The 2,976-nt window shown below is 62.8% G+C and carries 2 protein-coding genes and 1 pseudogene; all 3 read left to right on the top strand.

Annotated features, from left to right (window positions below; translation table 11 throughout):
• Positions 1 to 1,215: phenylacetate--CoA ligase family protein (locus BP858_RS04070; RefSeq protein ID WP_286878909.1), on the top strand; the 1,215-nt coding region annotated here is incomplete at its 5' end.
• 9 nt (positions 1,216 to 1,224) lie between these two features.
• Positions 1,225 to 2,334, top strand: coding sequence for a CapA family protein (locus BP858_RS04065; protein ID WP_286878908.1), 1,110 nt, complete (start codon positions 1,225 to 1,227; stop codon positions 2,332 to 2,334).
• 253 nt (positions 2,335 to 2,587) lie between these two features.
• Positions 2,588 to 2,976: pseudogene (locus tag BP858_RS04060) on the top strand (thiamine pyrophosphate-dependent enzyme); the annotation flags it as partial.

Genomic DNA, 2,976 nt, shown 5'->3' with positions numbered 1-2,976 from the left:
CACGCCTACGCAAACGTCCCCTACTACCGCCGGGTCTTCGACGACCGCGGCCTCGTGCCCGGGGATATCCAGACCCCGGCAGACCTCCGGCTCCTCCCGGTCCTGACCCGGGAAGACCTGCAGACCCACCTCCCCGACCTCAAGGCCAGAAACTACCCGGACGCCGCCTTCGAGTATGTCACCACCGGCGGGTCCACCGGGATCCCGGTCGGGTTCTACTACGAGCGGGGCGCCTCCCGGGCCCGGGAGTGGGCGTTCATGAAGACCCAGTGGGACCGCGTCGGCTACCGGTTCGGCGACAAATGCGTCGTCCTCCGCGGCTACATCGTCGGGTCCGCCCGGGATGCGGTCTACTGGAAGAAGACCCTCTTCGGCCGGTGGTTGCTGATGTCCTCCCATCACATGACCGAAGAGACCCTGCCGGCCTACATCAGCGAGATCCGGCGGTTCAAACCCCGGTTCATCCAGTCCTACCCCTCCACCGCCGCCCTGCTGGCCCGCTACATGATCGAGCACGGGGTCGACTCCTTCCCGACGGTGCGGGCGGTCCTCTGCGGTTCCGAGAACCTCTACCCCTGGCAGCGGAGTCTCCTCGAGGAGGCGTTCGGGTGTCGGGTCTTCTCCTGGTACGGCAACTCCGAACAGACCGTGCTCGCCGGGGAGTGCGAGGAGAGCACCCACTACCATATCTTCCCCGAATACGGGATCGTCGAACTGATCGGCCGGGACGGCCGCCCCGTGACAAACCCCGGCGAGATGGGCGAGGTCGTCGCCACCAACCTCACCAACTACGTCTGCCCCCTCATCCGCTACCGGACCATGGACCTCGCCACCGCGGCACAGGGACCCTGCACCTGCGGCAGGCACTACCCGCTGCTCGAACATGTGGAAGGGCGGCTGCACGAGTTCATCGTGACAAAGGACCGTCGGCTCATATCGATGACTGCGGTCAACATGCACTCCGACGTCTTTGATAACGTCGTGCAGTTTCAGTTCTACCAGGAGAAGGTCGGGGAAGTCCTCCTCCGGATCGTGAGGAAGCCCGGGTACACCGACCGGGATACGGATTATATCCTTAGCGAGCTTGAGAAGAAGTTCGAAGGCGACGTGGATGTGACCGTCCACTTTGTCACAAAGATCCCCCGCACCCGGCGCGGCAAATACCGGTTCCTGATCCAGGATCTCCCGCTGGACGGTGGGGACATATCACTGTGAGGCAGGAGCATGGGAAGACTCAGGCTGATGGCAGCAGGCGACATCTGGCTGCAGACAGGGGGTGGCCGGCACCCGTTTGGGGAGGTCGGGCACATCCTCCGGGACAAAGACCTCCTCTTTGGAAACCTGGAGACCACGCTCTCAAAGACCGGAGAGCGGGCACGGAAACATCATGTTCTCTCTTCACCCCCCGATACCGCCCGGTACCTGGTGGATGCAGGCTTTGATATCCTCAGCGTTGCAAACAACCACTCGACCGACCTCGGCGCCGAAGGACTGAGAAACACCCTGCATGCGCTCGAGAGCCGCGGCATCCTCCCCATCGGGGCATCGGCGTCTCCGGACCGGCGGGGGCCGGTAATCCTTGAGAGGAACGGTGTCACGATAGGGTTTGCCGGTTACACGACCGGGAGAATTGCCGTCTCGGGGGACGCCAGAGTCAACCGGCTGGTCGAGGAGGAGGTCCTCAGCGATATCGAGGCCCTTGCAGGCAGGTGCGACCACATCGCGATCTCGTTGCACTGGGGGACGGAGATGGCCTGCTACCCCTCTCCACGGCAGATCGGCCTCGCCCACCGACTCATCGATGCAGGCGCCACCCTGATCCTCGGGCACCACCCCCATACCATGCAGGCGATAGAGCGCTACCGCGGCGGGCTCATCGCCTACTCGCTCGGCATGTTCCAGTTCGACCCCCACTGGCCCCACAACCTCTCGCCGGTGGGGTTCATCCTCTCGGTCGACTTGCAGAAAGGAGGTGTTATCGGGGAGTTTGAGGTGATACCGATCATCGTCGACGACGATTTTGTGCCGCGGCCGGGAGAGGGAACCGAAGGCGAGAATATCCGGGCCTTCATCACCGGGATATCGCGACCGGTCGCCGAAGGCGGGATCACCTGGGCACGCTGGTTTGAGGAGATCGCGCCGGCCTACATGAAGATGAACCTCGAGAGTTACCGTTACCGGATATGCCGGGACGGTCCCCTCCCTCTCCTTGAGATGGGAGTCTGGCTCTGCACGCCGTTCTGCCTGAAGTGCTACACCGGACTGATCCGGCGATCTCTCCGCCCGGTTCTGCTGTGGGGTAGGCGCGCTCCCGGGAAGGATCCCGGGGGCTGAGGGGGAGGCAGGTTCCCGTGGCGATACCCACCCACGGTCCACTGCTCGGGACAAGGCTGGTTTCATGCGTGCATCCTCCCGGATCCCGGCGCCCACCATACACCCACCACACCTGGACCGGGGCGCCTGGGTAGGTGCTCCCCGAAACCGTTATTCCAGCATTAACCCGCATAGCACCATCTCCACCTCACCAGTTTCCCTGGAAGGCCCCCAGGTGCCCAGGGACAAAACCACAAAACCCTCATTACAATTAATGACAAATATAGAGAAGAGGAGTGTAAACATTTTGTCCGCGATTCCGAAGGAGGAGTATCTGTTCAAGTGCACGTCCGCCTGTGCGGGGTGCAGCTCTTCCCTGTGTCTACGCTATGTGCTCAAAGCCGCCGGCCCTGATTCTGTCCTGGTCGTGCCTGCCTGCTGCACCAGCGTCCTCCAGGGGATCTACCCCGGCACGGCGATGAACGTGCCGGTATATAACATAGCATTTGCCGCAGCCGCCGCCTGCGCCTCAGGCATGAGCAATGCGTTCGCGACGCTCGGAAAGAAGACCAACGTCATCGTCTACGCAGGAGATGGGGGGACCGTCGATATCGGTATTCAGGCGCTATCCGGAGCTTTCGAGCGCGGCACCGATTTCCTCTA

This window comes from Methanoculleus sp. UBA413 (genome assembly GCF_002502935.1).
In the GTDB taxonomy this organism is placed as follows: domain Archaea; phylum Halobacteriota; class Methanomicrobia; order Methanomicrobiales; family Methanoculleaceae; genus Methanoculleus; species Methanoculleus bourgensis.
The sequence above is the reverse complement of the archived record's forward strand: the minus strand, read 5'-3'. Positions and strand labels throughout refer to the sequence as shown.